Source organism: Flavobacterium sp. B167r (assembly GCF_056824315.1).
The window spans coordinates 5,244,315-5,265,685 of the sequence record NZ_CP124859.1; the positions used below are offsets into that span (position 1 = coordinate 5,244,315).

Genomic DNA, 21,371 nt, shown 5'->3' on the forward strand with positions numbered 1-21,371 from the left:
TTCTAAGTTGCTAAGATTCTAAGTTTTCACTTAGTAGATAAAATCTTAGCAACTCAGAAACTTAGAATCTTAGAACCTCAGAACCTTAAAGGTTCTTCAACTGATTCTCATTTTTATTCTGGCTGATTGTCCAGAAGAAACCAACGAAGAAGAATCTGTCTGCTGTTGGAACTACGGCCTGTCTTTGATAAACTCCGCTTGAATCTGGATTTCTTGCGTAATCGTATCCGAAAACATTTTGTGTTCCTAAAACATTCGAAACAGAGAAATAAAGGATTTTTTGAGTTGTTAATAAATACGCCCAATTGAAACTCAAACTATTGTACGATTTAGTTTTCCCGTTCATAAACTGTGTTTGGTTCGGATCGTTGTATGGACGTCCGGTGCTGAAACTGTTTGTAAATCCAATTTGGGATTTCCAGTCTGTAATGAAATATTTCGTTACAACAGATAAATTATGATTCGCAATAAAACTTGGAGTTGCCATGTTTGGAAAGTTTTTATACTGTCTTTCTGAATCGATATAAGAATATGAAATCCAATATTCTAAGTTTTTGTACAAATTGCTGTCTCTCCAGAAAATATCTAATCCTTTTGCATAACCCGATCCGTTGTTATTGAAAACCGAATTGTATTGAATATCTCTTGTATCGTACTGCACTAAATTGCTGTAATCTTTGTAATAAGCCTCAGCTCTTAGTGTTTGTCCAGGTCTTGTAAACGTGTAATTTAAAATATAATGACTTGCTTTCTCGCTTTCAAACTGATGGTATTTAGAAAACTTAATATAATCTACAACTGGAGTTTGCGTAAAATCTCCATAAGCAAAAGAGAACTGACTGGTTTTTGAAGCTTTAAATCCTAAAGAAGCTCTCGGCGCAATATTATTTTCATTTAATAAACTATTATTAGAATATCTCAAACCAACTTTCAAAGCTAATTTTTTAGAAAACATAATATCACCTTCCATATATGCTGCAAAAATGTTCGAATCGTAACCATTTGTTACATCAAGTGCGATATTATCTGCTACATTTTCATTGTATTTTGTAATGAAATAATCGGTTCCGAAAGACAATTTAAAATAGTTTGAGAATTTCTTGCTTAACTTCAATTTCAACTGAGCCGCATTTTCCTGACTATCAACTCCTGTAATATCGTATTTCAGTTTGTTTTTGCTGTAACCGTAACTAACTCCAGAAGTAATCTGCCATCCTGTTCCGAAACTCCCTTTGTATGATGAATTCAAATAGAAGTTATTATTGTTCATATCTGTTCGAATTGGATTTTCAAAATTGACATTTTTCTGATTCAAATCGAATTTTTCAGAATCGAAAGAAGCATATAATTTGAAAATTCCGTTTGTGAAATTGTATCTGTAAACCGTTTCACCTCCAAGCGATTGATATGGATTGTTCCAATCTACATTTTGCGGAACAACAGCTTGATAAGGAGCCAAATTGATATAAGCCATATTTACACTCAAAGAACTCTTTTTGAATTTCTGCGTATTTCCTAAACTCAAACCAACCGTCATTAATCCAATATCTGTTTTTTCGTGATCTTCTTCATCTTGCGTATTTAAAAGTAAAACACTTGATAAAGCTTCACCATATTCTGCAGAATATCCACCAGTAGAAAATGCGATTCCGCTAAATAAGAAAGGAGAAAATCTACTTCTTGTTGGCAAATTATTAGTTGTTGCACCGTAAGGTTGTGCAACGCGAATTCCGTCAACAAAAGTCTGCGTTTCGCTAGCCTCACCTCCACGTACAAACAAACGTCCGTCCTCGCCTACTGACTGCGTTCCTGGCAAAGTCTGCAAAGCTGCTACGATATTTCCTGCTGAACCAGCTGTTGTAACAATATCTAAAGGTTTTAAAACAGAAACTCTTGCTTTGTCTCCAGATTCTAAAGTTCCAGCTGTAATGACAACCGCATCTAGAGCATTTACATTTTCTCTTAATTTTACAGTTTGTCCTTTATAATTTGCAACATCTATTTCTTGTTTGAAAGTTTCGAAAAGCAAAAAACTAACTATTAAAAATTTGTTTCCTGTTTCTGTAGTTTCAAAAGAGAAATCTCCTGTTTCAGAACTTGTAGCTCCGTCATAAGTTCCGTCAATATATATGTTTGCACCTGCAACCGGTTTTCCTTTTTGATCTACAACTTTACCTGAAATCGTATTTTGAGCAAAAATTAATGCAGTAAAAAATAAAAAACTAAGGGTAAAAAATAATTTGGTTTTCATGTCATCTTTGGTTTTGATGAGGCAAATGTATTTTAACATTAAACGTTAAAAAATATATAATAACCCAATTGTAGAATTTCGAGGATGAGTTGTAAATGACTAATTTGTATCTTAGCTAGAAATTCCAAAAAATTACCATTTATGTCAGAAAGTAAACGAATTTCAAATTTATATCAGTCCATTTATAATGGAAATCCATGGCTAGAAGTCAATCTAGACAATACTTTAAAGAATGTAACCGCAGAACAAGCATACCGAAAAATAAATCCAAATTTGAATACGATTTGGGAAATTGTGAATCATTTGATTCAATGGAGAAGAAATATTTTAGAACGTATGCAGGGAGAAGTGATTAAAACTCCAGATCATAATTATTTTGTTCCTGTTTTAGATCCTTCTGAGGCAGCTTGGGAGCAATCGCTTCAAACATTGGCAAAATCACAAGATTCTTGGAATGCTTTTTTTGAAGATTTTGATGATGCTGATTTAGCAAAAATCTACGTTAATAATGGCCATACCTACTACGAACATCTTCACGGAATTATTCAGCATGATGTTTATCATTTAGGGCAGATTGTTATTTTGAAGAAATTGCTTTAGTTAATTAAAACACATCGAAACATAAATTCCACACAGAATTCTATGTGAATTTATGTAAATGAAATGCCTTTATTACGCTTCGAAAACTATGTTTCTATGTGTTTAAAATAAAAAACATCTGTATGAAAACCTCAATTTTTATTCTGGCAATACTTTTTAGCACAATCGGTTTTTCACAAGAAACTGAAGCGAAATACGATGAAGCTTTAGCAAAATCACTTCACGCTGACGAATACGGAATGAAGAAATATGTTTTTTGTCTTTTAAAATCTGGAAGCAATACAACAGCTTCCAAAGAAGAAAACAAAAAACTTTTTGAAGGTCATATGGAAAACATTGGGAAATTAGCCAAAGAAGGAAAACTCGTTGTGGCTGGTCCTTTCATGAAAAATGATAGAAATTATCGAGGCATTTATATTTTTAATGTCGAAACTATTGAAGAAGCGAAAGCTCTTGTGGCGACTGACCCTGCAATAAAAGCCAATTTACTCGAAGCCGAATTAACGCCTTGGTATTGTACTGCAGCTTTACAGGAAACTGTAAAAATACACGATAAAATCGCCAAGACGAAAATGTAAATATGAAAACAGAAAAAGAAAAAATGATCTCTAGCGAATATTACAACGCTTTTGATCCTGAATTACTTAAAGGCCGTCGCGCCGCAAAAAATCTTTTGCACAGCTTGAACGTAAAAGAATACAGAGTTACCAAAAAAGCAAAAGAGATTTTAAAAGAACTTATCCCAAATGCGGGAGTTGGTTTATATATCGAACCTCCTTTTCATTGCGATTATGGTTATAATATTTTCTGTGGAGAAAATGTTTATTTCAACGTGAATTGCGTTGTTTTGGACTGCGCGCCAGTAAATATCGGATCGAATGTTTTTATTGCGCCAAATGTTCAAATTTATACCGCTTCTCATCCGCTTGACGCTGAATTAAGAAAAACGCTTGAAAATGCTTATCCTGTTACCATTGGCGACGATTGTTGGATTGGCGGAAATTCTGTTATTTGTCCCGGCGTAACCATCGGAAAAGGTTGTGTTATTGGAGCCGGATCTGTTGTTACTAAAGACATTCCGGACAATTCATTAGCGGTTGGAAATCCGGCAAAAGTTATTCGAAAATTAAATCAAGAACCTGAATCAGAAAAATAATGCTTACCCTTAATAAAGTTCATCATATTGCCATTTTATGTTCCGATTACGAAAAGTCGAAATATTTCTATACTCAGATTTTAGGTTTAACTATAATTAGAGAAATCTATCGTGAAGAACGCCAGTCTTATAAATTAGATTTGGCTTTAAATGGCACTTATGTCGTTGAATTATTTTCTTTTCCGAATCCTCCGCAAAGGCCTTCTCGACCTGAAGCTGTTGGTTTACGACATTTGGCTTTTGAAGTGATTAATCTAGAAGAAACAATAGCTTTTTTAACTTCAAAAAATATAGAATCAGAACCAATTAGAATTGACGAAACGACTGAAAAACGTTTTACATTTATTGCTGATCCTGATTTGTTGCCGATTGAGTTTTACGAAAGGTAAACTTATTTTGCCACGAAGGTACTAAGACACAAAGTTTTTTGTTTTTTGTCATTTCGACGTAAGGAGAAATCACACGCGGGACTCGATACAGATAGGGAATTCACTTTGCGGAATTCCTAGTGTGATTTCTCCTTATGTCGAAATGACAAACTATTACGGCTAGCTTTAAAAAAAAACTTTGTCGCTTTGTAACTTTGTAACTTGGCTTCTTTAAAAGAAAGAATTTTCCTGTTTATATCGGTTTTAACACACTAAAATGAATATTTCCTAGAAAAAACCGAATTTCATGCTTAAATTTGTAACCCGCAGAAAAAAAATGCGGATCTTCAAATATATAGTGATGAACAAAACGGCGCAAATCAAAAAAAATCATCAATTAATTAAATTCCGAAAATTAGTAATTGTTTCTATTTTAATTGGCTTTCTTTCAGCCTTCCTCGGAATTTCACTAAAAAAAATAACTGAATATTACGAAGAAATTTTCTTCCACGAAGTATCAGTTCACCCGATATTTTACCTCATATTTCCAGTTTTCGGATTATCGGTAATTTATTTCTTAAGACAATATCTTTTCAAGAAAAAAGAAAATAAAGGAATCAAAGAAGTTTTTGAAAGTACAGCATCAAAATCTAAAAATCTTCCTTCTTATAAAATTCCATCTCACTTCATCAACGGATTATTAACGGTGATTTTCGGAGGTTCTACAGGAATCGAAGTTTCTACTGTTGTAGCTACAGCAACTATTGGTTCTGTTGCTCACGAAAAAGAAAATGTTTTCCGTCAATACAAAACAGAGTTGATATGTGCGGGTGTTGCTGCGGGTGTCACAGCACTTTTCAGCAGTCCGATTGCGGGAGTTTTATTTGCTTTCGAAGTTATTTCAAGAAAAGTAACTCGTGCATTTATCATTTCAAATTTAATTGCAGTTTCTGTCGCATTTGGTTTATTAACGATTTTAAAAGAAGAGCCATTGTTTGCTGTTTCAATTTCAACTTGGAACTTAAAAGCAATTCCGTACTTCATTCTTTTAGGAATTTTAGCTGGAATGAATTCTGTTTATCTTACTCGTTGCGTTTTATTCTTCAAATCGCAATTTGGTAGAATCGATACACATTATTACAAAATCATTCTAGGGTCTATCGTTTTAAGTGCTTCATTATTCATGTTTCCTCAATTATACGGAGAAGGTTATCACGCGATAAAAGGAATATTTGGAGGAGCTGCACAAATGCAATTGACTATAACTTTAGCGTTGACCTTCATCGGAATTTTAATTCTAAAACCAATTGTAACTTCAATAACACTAGCATCTGGAGGTGACGGAGGTGTTTTTGCACCAAGTTTATTCATCGGAGCGTTTTTAGGATTATTATTGGCTTCAATTTTAAATAGCTTTTTTCATGTAAATGTAATTCCGGTTAACTTTATGATTATCGGAATGGCAGCGGTTTTGAGTGCAAGTATTCATGCTCCTTTTACAGCAATTTTCTTAGTTTGTGGATTAACAAACGATTATACTTTGTTTTTTCCAATTTTGGTAGTTTGTTTAATTTCAAAATACACTGCAAAAACAATTTATCCGTATACCGTTTATAGTTATTCTCCAAGTTTAGTTAAATAATTTCAGACAGTATAATCTGAAAATTAAAAAACATACATCAAAGTATATTTAAAAGCATAACGAGTAAAACATAATTACCATAATAATGCCAACTGAAAAAATAAAAAGAAGCTATCGCAAAACACGTTACATCCTTTACAAAGAAACTTTAATTGATTATAAAGAGCACTTTTGGTCATTTCTAGGTTCTTTCGTCGGAATCGGAATTTTGGCTTATGTACAATCAATACATTTTTCCGGTCCTGATGCCGTTTATTTAATTGGTTCTTTTGGAGCATCGAGTGTTTTGGTTTACGGAATTATTCAGAGTCCATTTTCTCAACCTCGAAATTTAATTGGCGGTCACGTAATTTCAGCTCTTGTTGGAGTTACGGTCAACAAACTGGTTCCAGACGTTATGTATATTGCTGCTCCATTAGCAGTTTCTTTAGCGATTATTTTAATGCAAATCACTAAAACACTTCACCCGCCTGGAGGAGCAACGGCTTTGATTGCTGTTATCGGAACAGAAAAAGTAAAAGCTTTAGGTTATATGTATGTGCTTTCTCCAGTTTTTACAGGCGTTCTGATTCTGTTTTTAACGGCTTTGATTTTTAATAATATGACTTCAAGCAGAAGTTATCCAAGTCACAGCACTTATCACAAACATTATCATAAGATCCGAAAAAGATTGGCGAGAAAATAATATGCTTTTATCTTCCTGCAAGGTTTTAAAAACCTTGTAGGTATTAACTTCCGTAATAATTTAGACCTACGAGGTTTTAAAAACCTCGCAGGATCACGAAACAAGTAAAACACAGAAAAACAAGAGATTAAAATCTTTTCAACAAATCACGATTCGTAATTCGTATTTCATTTTTTATATTTTACCTTTGACCTCTCAATAAAAACAAAGATTATGGTTTATAAATTTAGAGTTATTCTAGACGCCGAAGAAGATATTTTTAGAGACATTGCTATTCTTGAGGAAGATACACTTGAGGATTTACACAATGCAATCTTCAACGCTTTTGGTTTTGACGGATCAGAAGTTGCTTCTTTCTACACTTGTGATGAAACTTGGAATCAAGAAGACGAAATTCCTCTTTTTGATACAGGAGATGTTCCTGGCGAAATCAGAACCATGAACGATTATCCGTTATCAAGTATTTTAGACAAAGAAAATACAAAGATTATCTATGTTTATGATTTCATCAGTATGTGGACTTTCTTAGTTGAATTGGCTGCTATCGAAGATGAACAAGTTGGAGTTACTTACCCAGAAACTTTGTTTGCTCACGGTGAAATGCCTGACGAAGCACTTGAAAAAAACTTCGAAGCAGATGATATGCACAATGACATTTACGGAGAATTTGAAGATGACCTAGACGAAGACGACCTTGACATGTTCGAAGGCGATGACAGCTTCGAAGATTATGGGTTTGAGGAAAATTGGAACTAAAGTTAAGTTGCTAAGTACAGAGATTCTAAGATTCTAAGTTTTTCTTTAGACTTGAAGGATTTTTCTTGCTTTTAAAGTTAATTTTAAAAATAAGAAATGAGTCATTTTAGAAAAATCTTGGTTTGGCAAAAATCAATTTCCTTAGTTACCAAAATTTATAAAACAACAAGAACTTTTCCAAAAGAAGAAACCTTTGGATTAACTTCACAAATACGTCGAAGTTCAGTATCAATTTCAAGCAATATCGCAGAAGGATCTGGGAGAGAAAGTACTAAAGATTTTTTACGATTTTTATATATTTCTCTTGGCTCTTTATTTGAAATGCAGACTCAACTTGAAATTGCAAAAAATATAATTTACATAAACGAAGAAGAATTTAACAACTTATACGAGGACAGTCGAGAGATTGAAAGAATGTTAGCTTCATTAATCAAAAAATTAAAAGAAGCTATATAAAAACTTAGAATCTTAGAAACTTAGAATCTCAGCAACTCAAAATATGATAAACCTATTCAACACCCACATCGACACGCTGGCGATACACCGCGTAGGAAACAAAAGCCGTAATGAGGCTATTTTTTTATCAGAGCAGCCATTTAACTTAAATGATGAGATTGTTCCTCTGATAAAAGAATTCTTTTTTAAGCCTTTTAGAGAAAAAGAAGAAAACTATTATCAGTTTGCACACGAAGTGGACTTGGATTACAACGACATGTTTAAATATGCAACTGAGATTTTTACAAATCCGGCAAGTATACATGAGGTTTCTAAAAACATCACAAAACATTTGTATGAGCAGTCAAATCATCCGCATATTAAAAATGGAGAGGTTTATGTGACGTATTTAACCGGTTTGAGTATCGATAACAATGTTGTTGATGCAATCGGAATTTTTAAAAGCGAATTACAAGCTGACTTTTTACAATTTGAAGAAAACGGAAGCAATCTTGAAATGATTTTACAACAAGGAATTAACTTGAGTAAATTAGATAAAGGATGTTTGATTTTCAACTACAAAAAAGAAGAAGGATATAAAATCTTAACTGTAGACAGCAACCGTTATGATGCGCGCTATTGGTTAGAGCACTTTTTATCTGTTGATGCTTTTGAAGATGAAAACTTCATCACAAAAAAATATTTAAAATTCTGTCAAAACTTCGCAAAAGACGTTGTTTTGCCAGCAGAAGACAAGAAAGAGGAAGTAATGTTTATGAACCGATCTGTGAATTATTTCGCTAAAAATGATCAGTTTGAAGAGCAAAATTTCTTGAATGAAGTATTAGACAATCCTGATTTGATTCCTGAATTTAAAAACTATAAAGTTGATAAAGGAGAAAAATACAGCATCGAAGATGTAACCTCATTCCCAATTGCAAACGCAGCAGTTTCTGACGCTAGAAAATCGATTAAAAACGTAATTAATTTGGATACTCACATTCAGATTAAAATGGATTTCATCAATCCTGAAAGTGCAGAAAAATTTGTTGAAAAAGGCTGGGATGAAGAAAAACAAATGTATTACTACTTAGTTTACTTCAACAAAGAAGAAAAAAGCTAAGAAGTTTTCATTTTCTATTACTTACTTAAAACAAAAAAAGGCAGTTACATTTTGTAATTGCCTTTTTTACATCTTCACTTCGCGTTAAAATAAAGAGAAAATAGCTTTCAGAATATCATCGTAAACTTGTTTGTCTCGCTCGCCAGATCTTGCCAAAACCCGAATTCCCGAATAATTGTTAAAGATAAAACGTGCAAGAGATCTCGCTTCTTGTTTATCTGAAATCTGACCAGACTCCTGCCCTTTTTTTACTGCATGATAAAAAACATCTTCAACCGATTTTTGGTTTTCATGAACAATCTTACCAATTTCAGGATCGTGCATTGCCAGTTCTACAGCAGAATTTACCATAAAACAACCTTTTGTGATTTTATCCTGAAGACTTTCTATAACTGCTTGTTTGAAAATTTCAGTTAAAGTAGTTTTGATATTTTCAGCGTTTTCGAAAAGCTGTTTCAAACTTTCTTCATTTTGTTGTTGATACCTTTTTAATGAATTTACAAAAAGCTTTTGCTTATCGCCAAAAGTATCATACAAACTCGAACGGCTTAATCCTAAATGATTTACCAAATCCTGAGCAGAAGTTCCATTGTAACCTTTATGCCAGAAAATTTCAATTGCTTTATCTAAAGCCTGATCTTCATTAAATTCTTTCGTTCTTGCCATTGCTTCAAAATTAAATTCATGCGCAAATATACCAAAAATACGGAACAATCGTTCCTGAATTCGTCAAAAAAATTATAATACTGTATTTACAGTAAGCCCTCCATCAACAACAATTTCTGTTCCTGTAATAAATGAAGAGTCATCAGAAGCAAGGAAACTAATTGTTTTGGCAACTTCAGCAGCTTGTCCAAAACGTTTTAATAAAATCTTTTGTCCTAAAGCAGCTCCCAAACCTTCTACTTCTTCTTTTTCTAGACCAACTTTACCATATAAAGGTGTTTCGATTGGACCTGGAGAAACAGCATTTACTCTGATTTTTCTTGATGCCAATTCTGCTGCGAAGATTCTATTTAATGATAAAACTGCGGCTTTACTTGCTCCATAAACACTTGAACCTGGCATTCCTAATTGTGCATTTACCGAAGTATTGAAGATAATAGAACCTCCATCATTTAAAATTGGCAATACTTTTTGAACTGTAAAATATACTCCTTTTACGTTCACATTCATAATACTGTCATAATGCTCTTCTGAAGCTAAATCAACTGGAGCAAAAGCTGCAATTCCGGCATTCAAAAATAAAATATCCACTTTTCCGAATTTTGCTTTTACTTGTTCAACCAAATTATCAATTGATTTTAAATCGGATTGATCGGCAATAATTCCGGTAACATTTAATTCTGTTTCTGCTTTCAATAAAGCTTCTTTATCTCTTCCGGTTACGATTACTTTTGCACCTTTTGATACTAAATCAGCTGCCGCTGCGTATCCGATTCCACTGTTTCCACCTGTCACGATTGCTACTTTGTTTTCTAAATTTTTCATTTTATTTGTTTATTAAGTTATTGATTATTCAATTATTATGGTACAAATACATAATAACGGAACGATCGTTCCGTTATTTATGATGTTAATTTTTAGTTAAAATAAAATTCAATTGCTTCCAAACCTCTAATTATAAGGAAAACAACTATTTAACTATAGAGGAAAGAAATCAAAAAATGTCGTACATTCTTAATTTATGCTTAATTTTGCATTAAAAAATACTACAGATGGATATTCAATTTTTCAAAGAAAGTCCTTTTAACACAATAATTTCATTTCACAAGCTAATCGAATCTTTTGAAGAAATTGCTTTGTCTGATGTTGATTACAGATCAAACTATGCCAAAGCGATTTTAGAACAGATTGATTTAATTCCAGAGCTTAGAACTGGAATTCAAGATTATTCTGTGATCAAAGAAAATGAAGCTTTAATCAAAAATATTTTAGCCGATTTATTTCCGACTGCATTGACGCACAACGAAATAAAAGCCGTTACAATTCCATTCCAAAATATCTCCTTCAATTATACTGAACGTTTCAAAAAAATATTGAAAAATGCAGGAGACGAATTTTACATGGAAATACGTGATTTTAGTGATCATCAATTTTATATTAATAACTGCTGCTTGATTTTAAGTTATTATTATAAACAACGTATTGATTTTAATCAGCCTTTTTTCTATGATATTCCAGATGAAAATGTTGTAGAAAAGCATTATAGAATTTTATACAATGCTGATTTCATGGAAATTATTCCAACCGAAAACTCTGTTGCATTAACTCAAGAAGATATCGATCAATTGATAGATAATTACAATGATATCAATTTATGGAAATCCAAATTTCCTCCAGGAAGCTGGATTTTAAGAGGTTTCGGAATTGTTTCCTTGTTTGATGCAACAACTGAAAGTGCTATTTCAATCTTGAAAAGCAATCTCCTTAAGCCAGGACCTAAAACTGTTAACACAGATCAGGAAATATCTAATATTTTCCAATCTATCTTTAATCTTCCAAATTTAAAAGTTGGATTTATTATTTATAATCCTGAAGAAGAGAAGTTTATAAGGCCAGCCACCTATGAAACCCAGATGAAAAGCTTTTTACTTTCGGCTGATCAAGAAGTAGACTGCAAAAATGCTTTTTTTGGATGTTCTTTTGAAAATCTTTTAGATAATAAGGAACCTTTTGTGATCTCTAACGTTAGCAAATTTACCGAACAATCGACAAACAAAAGACTTGGAGAACATTTACAATCGCAAGGCATTCAGAGTTGTATATTTGCACCAGTTATAAAAAATGATCATTTATTGGGTGTTGTGGAATTGGTTTCCGAGAATCCGCGTGATTTAAACAGCGTGAATGCTACAAAACTAGATTTGGTACTGCCCTATTTGACTGATACAATTGATCGTTACAATACCGACATGCAGCATCAGATTGAAGCGATTATTCAACGAGAATATACTACGATTCACCCAAGCGTTTATTGGAAATTCAAGAGAGAATCGCAGAATTACTTTCAGAATATGAATCATACTAAAGATTATATTTTTAAGGAAATTGTTTTTAAAAATGTATATCCGCTGTATGGCCAGATTGACATTAAAGGTTCGTCTGAACACCGAAATGAAACTGTAAAAATCGATTTAAAAAATCAGCTTACGGCTCTTTTAGAGATTTTCGATAACCAAGAATCAAATTCGAATCTTGTTCTTTTGGAACAGAGAAAATTTGAATTGGAATCGCTTAGAAGCGAATTGGATTTTCCTTTAAAAGCAGATACCGAGCAGCACGTTCAGCGTTATATCGAAGAAGAAATTCATCCGATTCTAAAAAATACAAAAAGCAGTGCGAAAAGTGAAAAACTGGAAAAATTGTACTTTGAAAATCTGGATGAAAAAACAGGAATGTTTTATCAAGAAAGAAAAAAATTCGATAATGCAATGTCGATTATCAATAAAAGATTGGCAACTGTTTTAGACAGAAAACAAGTTGAGGCACAGCAGATTTATCCGCATTATTACGAGCGTTTTAAAACGGATGGTGTTGAACACAATTTATATATTGGAGCTTCAATTGCGCCGACAAAACCATTCGATATTATGTTTCTGCATAATCTTCGTTTGTGGCAATTGCAGACCTTGTGCGAAATGGAATTGGAGCATCACGACCTTAAGACTTCGTTACCATACGAATTGGATGTGACTTCATTGATTTTAGTTTTCAGTTCTGCACTTTCAATCCGTTTTAGAATGGATGAAAAACGTTTTGATGTTGACGGAACTTATAACGCGAGATACGAAGTCGTTAAAAAACGAATTGATAAATCGCATATTAAAGGAACAACTGAAAGAATTACTGAGAAAGAAAAAATCACAATTGTATATTCTCAAAACAGCGAAGAAGCAGAATATTTAAAATACATTAAATACCTGCAGCATAAAAAGATTCTTGAGCCTTCAATTGAACAATTTGAAGTTGAAGACCTTCAGGGAGTTTCTGGTCTGAGAGCGATTCGTGTTAAAGTAATCAACAATAATACAAGCTCAGAAGTTAAAAAAATAACCTATCAGGATTTACTAGACGAGATCAACTAATTAGTGACTTTATTGTACACAAATGAAACGGATTCGCTATCGCAAAAACGCTGATTAAAAATTGATTTCTGATTTTAATACACAAAAAAAGCTTTGTCAAAGTTTTAAACTATGACAAAGCTTTTTATATTTTGAACTACATTTAGAAGCTTGAATTAAATCGATTTAAAAGCAATCACAAAAGCAATTACAGTTATAATAATTCCGAACATGAAGAAGTTATATGCAATTCTGAGCAGATTATATTTTCGTTGTAAAACCAATCCTAAATAGTACAAATCTTTGATCATGGTTGAATAAAGATAATCACGGTCTTTCATCATTTCATTCATTGCCCAATCGTAATCTTCTAGAGGCATTTTATAAAAATTCCCAAAAAACATTAAATTGACTTTTTTATCCTCGACATCATTTCGCGTAAAAAATCCTGAAGTCACTTTTGGACGTGTAGAAAGAATGGCAAAAATAATCGTAATCACGCTCGACATCAGCATTATAAAAGTCGGAACAACTAAATGAGCATTCTTCGGACTATCTAATTTTGGAATAATAGATGATAATGCAATAGAAATTATAATTGCATTTACGGATAATAAAATATTGGCTTTACTATCTGCAATTCCGCTTAAGCGCGTATGATTTCCAAGTGTAACACGAAATAAAGTATCAACTCCACGATCTGGTTTTTCGGCTTTTTCAGCTTTTTCTCTTTTTTTATTCTCTTCTTCGATTGCCGCCGCCGCTTTCAACTCCTGCTTATTGATTTTTTTCTGAATCAATAATAGGTTTTTCTCTTTCAAAGGCTGCCATTTTCTTAAAGCGTAATCGGTATAAAATCTATGTTTATTCAACAAAAAATTTAAATTTTCTCTTGTCCATTCTGCATTAGAAAAACTAACAATTCCGGCATTTTTTAATTCCAAACGAAGCAATTCGCAAGTTGTAGCATATTCTGCCCCCATTAAATGAGCATAATCTGCATCACGAATAATTTTTTCTAAATGCGTTTTAGGTTCATATTCTTTAACGGTAGCCAAAATCAAACTAGAAACTAAAGCAATAAATTCTTCCGATTTCCCTTTTTTACGCAAAAATTCTGCTGCAATTTCGGTACTTTTCTTTTCATGATTTTCATACCCTTCAATATACCCCGTATCGTGAAACCACGCAGCCACTAAAAGTGCCTCTTTGTCTTCACCTTCTACATCTTCTTTTTTGCAAAGTTCTTTTACAGCCGTAACCACCGTAAAAGTATGATTAAAATTATGGTAAGAATATAAATTAGAAAGTTTATCTTTGAGTAAATTACCGACAAAATCCTCGGATTGTTCTATTAGATTCATAAAGAATATTTTTATACCACTAAATTATGAAATTGTTTTTGGATAATCATTTTATTGCTAAGATTAAAAATTTTTCTTTGGCAATTATGGCCCTATTCATCGTTTACTCCTGTTCAACGCGAAAAGCGCAGTACGGAAAAAATGTTAGTGCCAACGAAACAGAAAACGCAACAGATACCATAAAAATTGCACACACCTTTTTTCTTGTTGGCGATGCTGGAAATGCTGATGAAGAACAGGCGCAACAAACGCTCGAACTTTTACATCAAAAGCTTAAAAAAGCAAACAAAAAATCGACGCTTCTTTTCTTGGGCGATAATATTTACCCCAAAGGGTTTCCAGGCGACAAACACGCTGAAGACAAGGCTTTAGCCGAAACAAAACTGACGAATCAATTAAAACTAACTAAAGGTTTTAAAGGAAGAACGATTGTAATTCCTGGAAATCATGATTGGTACAGCGGCATTAAAGGCTTAGAACGTCAGGCCGATTTCGTAACGAAATATTTAAACGACAAAAAGAGTTTTCTGCCAAGAAAAACCTGCCCGATTGAAGACGTAAAAATTGATAGCGTCACCACCTTGATAGCTATTGACAGTGAATGGTTTCTAGAAGATTGGAATGATCATCCGACTATAAATGACAATTGTGAAATTAAAACCAGAGAAGCTTTTTTCGAAGAATTAGAAAGTCTTTTAAACAAAAACCAGGAGAAGACAGTTGTTTTGGCAATTCATCATCCGTTATTGAGCAACGGAACACATGGCGGACAATTTTCGTTAGAGAAACAATTATTTCCTTTAGAGCAAAAAATTCCGCTTCCAGTAATTGGTTCTTTCATCAATTTACTTCGAAAAACATCTGGAGTTAGTCCGCAGGATATTCAAAATAAGCAATACACTATTTATACAAAAAGAATAAAAACGCTTTTGCAAAAGCAGAAAAATGTAATTGTCGTTTCTGGACACGATCATAACTTGCAATTTATCAGCAAAGAAAACATTCAGCAAATCATTAGTGGAGCAGGATCAAAATCGGAAGCAGCAAGAGCTATTAATCCTTACGATTTTTCATATGGAGGAAATGGTTATGCTGTCTTAACAATGTTTAAAAGCGGCGATGCTAAAGTTTCTTATTATGGAAATGAAAACAACAAAGAGAAACTGCTTTTTGAACGCGAAATTATAAAAGCCAAAGAAATCAACTGGGCTTCAGATATTCCGAATAAGTTTCCTGCAAAAGTAACGACTTCGATTTATTCTCCAAAAATGACTCAAAAAAGTGCTTTCCATAAATTTTTATTCGGACAGCATTACAGAAAATATTACAGTCTTCCTATTGAAGCTACAACTGCAACTGTAGACACTCTAAAAGGCGGTTTGAAACCTATTCGCGAAGGCGGTGGGCATCAATCAGTTTCTTTAAGAATGTCTGATCCTCAAGGCCGTGAGTTTATCATGCGCGCCATGAAAAAAAGTGCGACAGTATTTTTACAATCCGTTGCTTTTAAAGATCAATATGTGGTAAATGAGTTTGAGAAAACCTATGCCGAAGATTTCTTATTTGATTTTTATACGACTTCTCACCCTTATGGTTCTTTTGCAATTGGCGGAATGTCTGATAAAATTGGATTGCGACATACCAATCCGATTTTATATTATGTTCCAAAACAAAATGGTTTGGGCGAATTCAATGCGAGTTTTGGCGATCAATTATATATGGTTGAAGAAAGGCCTGCAGACAATCATTTGGACGGAAAAAATTTCGGAAAACCAAGCAACATCATCGGAACTGATGACTTGATGCTAAATCTTCATAAAGATGAAAAATATGTGGTTGATGAAAAAGAATATATAAAAGCCCGTTTGTTTGACATTCTTATAGGAGATTGGGACAGACACGGCGATCAATGGCGCTGGGCTGAATATAAGGAAGATGGAAAAGTAGTTTACAGACCAATTCCGAGAGATCGTGATCAGGCTTTTGTAAAATACGATGGTGCTTTGCTTTCTCTTATCATGAATATGCCTCCGCTTCGTCATATGCGCTCTTTTAAAGGAGACAGAATAAATGTAAAATGGCTTGGAAGAGAACCTTACCCTATGGATTTGGCATTTTTAAAAACTGCTGAAGAAAAAGAATGGGTTGAGCAAGCCAAATACATTCAAGAAAGTTTGACTGATGCTGATATTGATGAAGCTTTTAAAAACATGCCAAAAGAAGTTCAGGACGGAACGGTCGATGAAATCAAATCAAAATTAAAACAAAGAAAAAAAGATCTTCAAAAATATGCTCGTAAATATTCTGATGTTTTAAGCAGAACAGTTATGATTGCCGGAACGGATAAAAAAGACAAATTTGTTCTAAATCATAATGTAAAAAAAGGAATTGAAATTCAGGTTTTCAGAGTTAAAAAAGAAGGCGATGAACTGGTGTACACTAAGACCGTAACCGATGATAAAACCAAAAACCTTTGGATTTACGGTTTAGATGATAATGATATTTTTGAAGTAAAAGGAGATCAGAAATCGAGCATAAAAATTCGTTTGATTGGTGGTCAGAACAATGACACTTACAATATTGAAAACGGAAGAAAAGTTATTGTTTACGATTTCAAATCAAAAGAAAACACTTATAATCTAGATTCTAAAACGCAAACGCAGTTAACTGACGATTATGATGTGAATGCTTATAACTATGAAAAACCTAAATACAATGTAATTGCGGGACTTCCAAACATTGGATTTAATCCTGATGATGGCGTAAAAATGGGAGTTAACTTAAATTATACCGTTAATAATTTCAAACAGAATCCGTACACGCAAAGACATATTTTTAATGCATTTTACTATTTTGCCACTGGCGGTTTAGAATTTAATTATGCAGCACATTTCCCAGGTTTATTAGGAAAATGGGTTATTGATGTGGAATCTTTATATACGACTCCAAACTTTGCTATGAACTATTTTGGCTATGGAAATGAGTCACAGTATGACGATGATGTTGATATGGATTACAATCGTGTTCGTATCAGAAAATTTAATGCTTCTGGAGCTATTCGTCACGTTGGAAGATATGGAAGCGAGTTTAGCATTCAGCCAATTTTCCAAAGAATGACCGTTGAAGAAACTGAAAATCGATATATTAATATTCCTGGAATTGTAAACCCTGATGTATTTAATAGCCAGAATTTCGGAAGTTTGAAGGTTAAATATTTATTCAAAAATTCAGATTTTGCTGCAAAACCTACATTAGGAATGTATTTTATGATTGCTGGAACATGGACAGCTAATCTGGATGAAACCAAAAAGAATTTCCCAACGCTTGAAAGCGTTTTAGGATTTACACATAAAATTGATCATAACGGAAAACTTATTCTGGCAACTTATTTAAAAGGAAAAGCTATTTTGAACAATAACTACGAATTTTATCAAGGTTCTTCATTAGGTGGCGATACCGATTTACGTGGTTTTAGAAATGAGCGTTTCTTAGGAAATTCTTATTTCTCTCAAAGCTCAGATTTACGATTAAGCATCGGAAAAATACGTAAAACGATTGTTCCTTTTACTTACGGAATTTTGGGAGGTTTCGACTACGGAAGAGTTTGGCTTGACGGCGAAGATTCTAAAAAATGGCACCACGATTATGGTGGCGGACTTTGGCTAAATGCCATAAATGTTATTACAGCAAGAATTTCTTATTTTAAATCTCCCGACGAAATTGGAAGGGTGATTTTTGGAGCAGCATATAGTTTTTAAAAGATGCTAAGATTCTGAGATGCTAAGGTTCTAAGTTTTTTCTCTCTGGGCTTAAAAAATAATAGCCACGAATTCACGAAAGATTTTAATTGAAATTCGTGAATTCGTGGCTAACTTTTTTCTTAGCGTCTTAGAAACTTAGTGACTTAGAATCTTAAACTCATAAACCTTTCCTCCTATTTTATTTGTTTTTTCGTCGGCGATTAATAAAGTATTGTTGTCTTTAAAAACGATGGCCTCTTTTTGTGAAAAGTGATTTAGATTTAATTCTGTTTGGGTTCCTTTGTGAAATAAATCTCCTTTAAAATCTTTAAATAAAAGCACTTTATCGTGACTTAATAAAGCTACTTTTTTTCCGTCTGGACTTATTGTTGCGCTTGTCAGCACGCAATGATTGTAATTGTTGCACGTTTTAAATTCGCCAATTTTTACTGCTTTTTGAGTCCCTGCAGCATTTTTAATTTTGTAGATAAAAACTGTTCCGTCAAAACCTTTGCTTCTGTTTTTAGTAAAAAGATAGAAATAACCATTTTGCTCAAAAAATCCTTCTACATCATAAAACATTTCTTTTTTCTTTGGAGGAAATTCTTTTTGTTCCGGATATGAAAATGAGACTTTATATTCGGCTTTAGCCAAATCATTATTCAGCTGATTTTTTGCCACTTTATAAATACATAAATCTCTTCGTTCGTTATCATTATTTCCAAAATCTCCAATGTAGATATTTCCAGATTTGTCTTTTGTAATATCTTCCCAATCGACATTTGTAGCGTTAGAAATTGTAATTGTTTTGGCTAATTTTCCTTTAGAATCAATTGCATAAATAGCATTTTTATTTCCGCTATCTTCTAGAGTGTAAAGAATATTGGATTCAGGAAAATAAGCAATTCCAGAAACTTCCTTTAATTTTTTCGGAAGCGAATAAAGTTCTTTTAAATCAGAACCAGATTGTTTCTGGCAAGCTAATAAAACAATCGAACAAATAACTAAAAAAGACTTTTTCATACATTATTTTTTTTAAAACCATATAAGTCATATAAGTTCAATAAAGCAGAGGGCTTTAAATTACTTACATGACTTATATGGTGAAATATTTAAACTAAGTTAGTGTTTTTAAAATTACGCGTAATAAACTCGAATGCAGCGTGCATCACGTGTCCCATCGATTTCGCGTTTTTGAATTTCATATCGTTCGTATAACGGTACAATTCCATTTTTAATTGCATCAAATGTTCGTGTGTCGAAATTGTATCGTGACACATTATATTCAGTAACTTATGAATTCTATTTTCAGCTGAATGAATACGTTTTGCCAAAATTGCCCTTTCTTCATCTTTATATTGAATAATCGAACGCTCTTCCAATTTCTCTTTGATTAATTGAATCATCGGAAAATTCTCCTTGAAAAACTGCGGTCGATAGACTTTAAAATTCCCTTCGTAACATTGCTGGTCAAAATCGATTGGGCGGATTTTATAAACTACTTGATCAAAATCGTGAATCGGGACAATTACATAATTATAGGCGCGCATATCTCCCAAAAGGCGAATCATACAGCGTTCGTTAAATTTCACAAACTCTTTTGCAATCTGAGCTTTTTCCATTTCGCTGCATTTATCCAGAAGCGTATCCATAAAAACATCACCTGGAATTCCGATAATATGCTCTTCGATCAAAGTGTCTTTATAAACCAAAAAATTGATTTTATCTGGCGAAAGAATATCTTCCAATTCTAATCCGTAAATACGCGAAGCATCTGCTTTTTTGATGTAAAAATGGACGTAGTTATCATTCAAAATATTTCGAACTTTAATTCTAAAAGGCTTCGAATTTCCGAAAGTACAATAATCAATTGCATCAACATTTAGGAATTGGATGATTTCATTATTTCCATCAGAATGCAAAAGCGAGTAAATTTTCTTTAGATTTAAATCAATTTCGCTACGTTCAAATTCGCCATAATATACTCGAATCCAAAGCGTATCGTTATCATATTTATCGTAAACATTTATAGAACCCGAAAAACGGAGCAAGTCATCATAAAATACAGAAACTTTAGAAATACGTTCGTATCGCTCTAAATAACTTAAAAGTGGCTGCGTTAAAGGGAAAGACGGTTTTTTTAAAACCATTAAAGGCTCGCTCATTTTGAATATCTTTATTACAAATTTACGTCAATACGATTTAAAGTTAGAATTTAAAGTAACAAAAATCAACTTGGCTCGTCATACTAAAAACTAAAACCAGAAAAATTTGGAAACCATATTAACCATTGAGAATTTAAGTAAAAGATACGGCCGAATCCAGGCTTTGAAAAATGTATCTTTTCAAATACAAAAAGGTCGTGTTTATGGCATTTTAGGGCCAAACGGCAGTGGAAAATCGACTACGTTAGGAATTGTTTTGAGTGTTGTCAACAAATCGTCTGGCAATTATCGCTGGTTTGATGGCAATGTGGAAACACATGAAGCTCTTAAAAAAGTTGGCGCCATTATAGAAAGACCTAATTTTTATCCTTACATGACCGCTGAGCAAAATCTGAAACTGGTTTGCAAAATCAAAAATATCAATTATTCTAAAGTTAACGAAAAACTGGAATTGGTTGGTTTAATCGAAAGAAAAGACAGCAAATTCAGTACTTTTTCTCTAGGGATGAAACAGCGCCTGGCAATTGCATCGGCACTTTTGAATGATCCTGAGATTTTAATTTTAGATGAACCAACTAATGGGTTAGATCCGCAGGGAATTCATCAAATTCGAGATATTATTAAAAAAATTGCTTCGCAGGGAACTACTATTTTACTGGCTTCTCATTTATTGGATGAAGTAGAAAAAGTTTGTTCGCAAGTAATTGTTTTAAGAAAAGGCGAAGTTTTATATTCTGGCCCTGTTGACGGAATGTCTTCTAATGAAGGTTTCTTTGAATTACAAGCTGATGATAATTTAGTTTTAAAAACTGTATTAGGAGAACATCCTGCAGTTGACAGAATTTCTGAAGAAGACGGAAAAATTTTAGTTTACCTAAATTCTAACTTATCAGCTTCAGAATTAAATCAGTTTTTATTTTCTAAAAATATTGTTTTAAGCCATTTAGTAAAACGCAAAAACAGTTTAGAAGCTCAATTTTTAGAATTAACCAAAAATGCTATCGCCCAAAAAAACTAAA

18 protein-coding genes are annotated in these 21,371 nt (G+C 33.0%); 12 read left to right on the top strand and 6 right to left on the bottom strand.

Going from position 1 to position 21,371, the window contains the following annotated elements:
* Nucleotides 1-85: 85 nt before the first annotated feature.
* Nucleotides 86-2,251 carry a TonB-dependent receptor gene (locus QLQ96_RS22865; protein ID WP_482493419.1) on the bottom strand — a complete coding sequence of 722 codons (2,166 nt, stop codon included), beginning with the start codon at nucleotides 2,249-2,251 and terminating at the stop codon, nucleotides 86-88.
* A gap of 141 nt (nucleotides 2,252-2,392) precedes the next feature.
* Here QLQ96_RS22865 and QLQ96_RS22870 point away from each other — a divergent pair, with 141 nt between their 5' ends.
* From QLQ96_RS22870 to QLQ96_RS22910, 9 genes are all read left to right on the top strand, one after another.
* A complete protein-coding gene (locus QLQ96_RS22870; RefSeq protein ID WP_482493420.1) occupies nucleotides 2,393-2,851 on the top strand; it encodes a DinB family protein in 459 nt (152 codons plus the stop codon).
* 122 nt (nucleotides 2,852-2,973) lie between these two features.
* A complete protein-coding gene (locus QLQ96_RS22875; protein ID WP_482493421.1) occupies nucleotides 2,974-3,429 on the top strand; it encodes a YciI family protein in 456 nt (151 codons plus the stop codon).
* Between the two features lie 2 nt (nucleotides 3,430-3,431).
* Complete coding sequence (locus tag QLQ96_RS22880; RefSeq protein ID WP_482493422.1) at nucleotides 3,432-4,007, top strand: sugar O-acetyltransferase; 576 nt, start codon at nucleotides 3,432-3,434, stop codon at nucleotides 4,005-4,007.
* Nucleotides 4,007-4,396 (top strand): SMU1112c/YaeR family gloxylase I-like metalloprotein, encoded by a 390-nt coding sequence (gene gloA2 / locus QLQ96_RS22885; protein ID WP_008468209.1) that lies wholly within the window; start codon nucleotides 4,007-4,009, stop codon nucleotides 4,394-4,396. Before QLQ96_RS22880 ends, gloA2 begins: the two co-directional genes overlap by 1 nt.
* A gap of 340 nt (nucleotides 4,397-4,736) precedes the next feature.
* The gene (locus tag QLQ96_RS22890; RefSeq protein ID WP_482493423.1) at nucleotides 4,737-6,017 is read left to right on the top strand and encodes a chloride channel protein; all 1,281 of its coding nucleotides are present in this window, start codon (nucleotides 4,737-4,739) and stop codon (nucleotides 6,015-6,017) included.
* 85 nt (nucleotides 6,018-6,102) lie between these two features.
* On the top strand, nucleotides 6,103-6,702 hold the full coding sequence (locus tag QLQ96_RS22895) for an HPP family protein (protein ID WP_482493424.1): 600 nt from the start codon (nucleotides 6,103-6,105) through the stop codon (nucleotides 6,700-6,702).
* Between the two features lie 213 nt (nucleotides 6,703-6,915).
* A complete protein-coding gene (locus QLQ96_RS22900; protein ID WP_482493425.1) occupies nucleotides 6,916-7,458 on the top strand; it encodes an IS1096 element passenger TnpR family protein in 543 nt (180 codons plus the stop codon).
* Between the two features lie 96 nt (nucleotides 7,459-7,554).
* The gene (locus tag QLQ96_RS22905) at nucleotides 7,555-7,914 is read left to right on the top strand and encodes a four helix bundle protein (protein WP_482493426.1); all 360 of its coding nucleotides are present in this window, start codon (nucleotides 7,555-7,557) and stop codon (nucleotides 7,912-7,914) included.
* A gap of 43 nt (nucleotides 7,915-7,957) precedes the next feature.
* Nucleotides 7,958-9,016, top strand: coding sequence for a nucleoid-associated protein (locus tag QLQ96_RS22910; RefSeq protein ID WP_482493427.1), 1,059 nt, complete (start codon nucleotides 7,958-7,960; stop codon nucleotides 9,014-9,016).
* Nucleotides 9,017-9,100: 84 nt separating this feature from the next.
* Here QLQ96_RS22910 and QLQ96_RS22915 read toward each other — a convergent pair whose 3' ends face one another.
* Nucleotides 9,101-9,682, bottom strand: coding sequence for a TetR/AcrR family transcriptional regulator (locus QLQ96_RS22915; RefSeq protein WP_482493428.1), 582 nt, complete (start codon nucleotides 9,680-9,682; stop codon nucleotides 9,101-9,103).
* 72 nt (nucleotides 9,683-9,754) lie between these two features.
* Entirely contained in the window at nucleotides 9,755-10,507 is a 753-nt protein-coding gene (locus QLQ96_RS22920; protein ID WP_482493429.1) for an SDR family oxidoreductase, read from the bottom strand.
* A 227-nt stretch (nucleotides 10,508-10,734) separates the two neighbouring features.
* Between QLQ96_RS22920 and QLQ96_RS22925 the strand changes: the two genes are divergently transcribed.
* On the top strand, nucleotides 10,735-13,104 hold the full coding sequence (locus tag QLQ96_RS22925) for a GAF domain-containing protein (protein WP_482493430.1): 2,370 nt from the start codon (nucleotides 10,735-10,737) through the stop codon (nucleotides 13,102-13,104).
* 155 nt (nucleotides 13,105-13,259) lie between these two features.
* Here QLQ96_RS22925 and QLQ96_RS22930 read toward each other — a convergent pair whose 3' ends face one another.
* Nucleotides 13,260-14,447, bottom strand: a complete 1,188-nt coding sequence (locus QLQ96_RS22930) for a Pycsar system effector family protein (RefSeq protein WP_482493431.1) — start codon at nucleotides 14,445-14,447, stop codon at nucleotides 13,260-13,262.
* A 26-nt stretch (nucleotides 14,448-14,473) separates the two neighbouring features.
* Here QLQ96_RS22930 and QLQ96_RS22935 point away from each other — a divergent pair, with 26 nt between their 5' ends.
* Complete coding sequence (locus tag QLQ96_RS22935; protein WP_482493432.1) at nucleotides 14,474-18,205, top strand: metallophosphoesterase; 3,732 nt, start codon at nucleotides 14,474-14,476, stop codon at nucleotides 18,203-18,205.
* Between the two features lie 138 nt (nucleotides 18,206-18,343).
* On the opposite strand, the gene QLQ96_RS22940 is transcribed toward QLQ96_RS22935, so the two are convergent.
* Both QLQ96_RS22940 and QLQ96_RS22945 read right to left on the bottom strand, forming a co-directional pair.
* Nucleotides 18,344-19,210 carry a hypothetical protein gene (locus tag QLQ96_RS22940; protein WP_482493433.1) on the bottom strand — a complete coding sequence of 289 codons (867 nt, stop codon included), beginning with the start codon at nucleotides 19,208-19,210 and terminating at the stop codon, nucleotides 18,344-18,346.
* Nucleotides 19,211-19,299: 89 nt separating this feature from the next.
* Entirely contained in the window at nucleotides 19,300-20,352 is a 1,053-nt protein-coding gene (locus QLQ96_RS22945) for a hypothetical protein (protein WP_482493434.1), read from the bottom strand.
* Between the two features lie 106 nt (nucleotides 20,353-20,458).
* Between QLQ96_RS22945 and QLQ96_RS22950 the strand changes: the two genes are divergently transcribed.
* Nucleotides 20,459-21,370 (top strand): ABC transporter ATP-binding protein, encoded by a 912-nt coding sequence (locus QLQ96_RS22950; protein WP_482493435.1) that lies wholly within the window; start codon nucleotides 20,459-20,461, stop codon nucleotides 21,368-21,370.
* The last annotated feature ends 1 nt before the right edge of the window (nucleotide 21,371 follow it).

What these genes read in the sequence shown, in the direction of transcription:
- QLQ96_RS22865 (WP_482493419.1), bottom strand. Translation starts at nt 2,251, where the DNA reads ATGAAAACCAAATTATTTTTTACCCTTAGTTTTTTATTTTTTACTGCA.
- QLQ96_RS22870 (WP_482493420.1), top strand. Translation starts at nt 2,393, where the DNA reads ATGTCAGAAAGTAAACGAATTTCAAATTTATATCAGTCCATTTATAAT.
- QLQ96_RS22875 (WP_482493421.1), top strand. Translation starts at nt 2,974, where the DNA reads ATGAAAACCTCAATTTTTATTCTGGCAATACTTTTTAGCACAATCGGT.
- QLQ96_RS22880 (WP_482493422.1), top strand. Translation starts at nt 3,432, where the DNA reads ATGAAAACAGAAAAAGAAAAAATGATCTCTAGCGAATATTACAACGCT.
- gloA2 (WP_008468209.1), top strand. Translation starts at nt 4,007, where the DNA reads ATGCTTACCCTTAATAAAGTTCATCATATTGCCATTTTATGTTCCGAT.
- QLQ96_RS22890 (WP_482493423.1), top strand. Translation starts at nt 4,737, where the DNA reads ATGAACAAAACGGCGCAAATCAAAAAAAATCATCAATTAATTAAATTC.
- QLQ96_RS22895 (WP_482493424.1), top strand. Translation starts at nt 6,103, where the DNA reads ATGCCAACTGAAAAAATAAAAAGAAGCTATCGCAAAACACGTTACATC.
- QLQ96_RS22900 (WP_482493425.1), top strand. Translation starts at nt 6,916, where the DNA reads ATGGTTTATAAATTTAGAGTTATTCTAGACGCCGAAGAAGATATTTTT.
- QLQ96_RS22905 (WP_482493426.1), top strand. Translation starts at nt 7,555, where the DNA reads ATGAGTCATTTTAGAAAAATCTTGGTTTGGCAAAAATCAATTTCCTTA.
- QLQ96_RS22910 (WP_482493427.1), top strand. Translation starts at nt 7,958, where the DNA reads ATGATAAACCTATTCAACACCCACATCGACACGCTGGCGATACACCGC.
- QLQ96_RS22915 (WP_482493428.1), bottom strand. Translation starts at nt 9,682, where the DNA reads ATGGCAAGAACGAAAGAATTTAATGAAGATCAGGCTTTAGATAAAGCA.
- QLQ96_RS22920 (WP_482493429.1), bottom strand. Translation starts at nt 10,507, where the DNA reads ATGAAAAATTTAGAAAACAAAGTAGCAATCGTGACAGGTGGAAACAGT.
- QLQ96_RS22925 (WP_482493430.1), top strand. Translation starts at nt 10,735, where the DNA reads ATGGATATTCAATTTTTCAAAGAAAGTCCTTTTAACACAATAATTTCA.
- QLQ96_RS22930 (WP_482493431.1), bottom strand. Translation starts at nt 14,447, where the DNA reads ATGAATCTAATAGAACAATCCGAGGATTTTGTCGGTAATTTACTCAAA.
- QLQ96_RS22935 (WP_482493432.1), top strand. Translation starts at nt 14,474, where the DNA reads ATGAAATTGTTTTTGGATAATCATTTTATTGCTAAGATTAAAAATTTT.
- QLQ96_RS22940 (WP_482493433.1), bottom strand. Translation starts at nt 19,210, where the DNA reads ATGAAAAAGTCTTTTTTAGTTATTTGTTCGATTGTTTTATTAGCTTGC.
- QLQ96_RS22945 (WP_482493434.1), bottom strand. Translation starts at nt 20,352, where the DNA reads ATGAGCGAGCCTTTAATGGTTTTAAAAAAACCGTCTTTCCCTTTAACG.